Origin of the sequence: Pseudohalioglobus sediminis (assembly GCF_008370495.1) — a bacterium.
Lineage (GTDB): Bacteria > Pseudomonadota > Gammaproteobacteria > Pseudomonadales > Halieaceae > Halioglobus.
Genome location: NZ_VTUX01000017.1, coordinates 1 through 440 on the forward strand (window position 1 = coordinate 1; position 440 = coordinate 440).

General features: G+C 53.6%; 1 rRNA gene. It reads left to right on the forward strand.

Annotated features, from left to right (window positions below):
* Nucleotides 1-356: 356 nt before the first annotated feature.
* A 5S ribosomal RNA gene (rrf, locus tag F0M18_RS19895) occupies nt 357-440 on the forward strand; the annotation flags it as partial.

The window sequence follows — 440 nt, forward strand, 5'->3', positions numbered from 1 at the left end:
TAGGCTGGGTGTGGAAGCGTTGTAAGGCGTTGAGCTAACCAGTACTAATTGCCCGTGAGGCTTGACCATATAATCCAAGTTATTTGACGGCTTTACCGTTGTTCCTGGCTGCTGTAGTCGGGGATGCAGTAAGGGCGTTAAAGAGAAGACAGTTGGATGTTGTGACAAGTCCAGTGTTGAAGATCAACACACCAGAACAGACAGTTTGATTTACCTGACCTTATTTGAGGACGTGAAGTGCGCACCGTGATCCCGGCCAGAAGATTGCCGGGAGAGCCTGCCCCGCTGTATCGGGTAGAACCTGCCCCGCTTTATCGGGCATGGTTGTCGCCGCTGTCGCGCCTCAAGCCAGTTTGCCTGGCGACAATAGAGCGTTGGTACCACCTGACCCCATCCCGAACTCAGAAGTGAAACGACGCATCGCCGATGGTAGTGTGGGG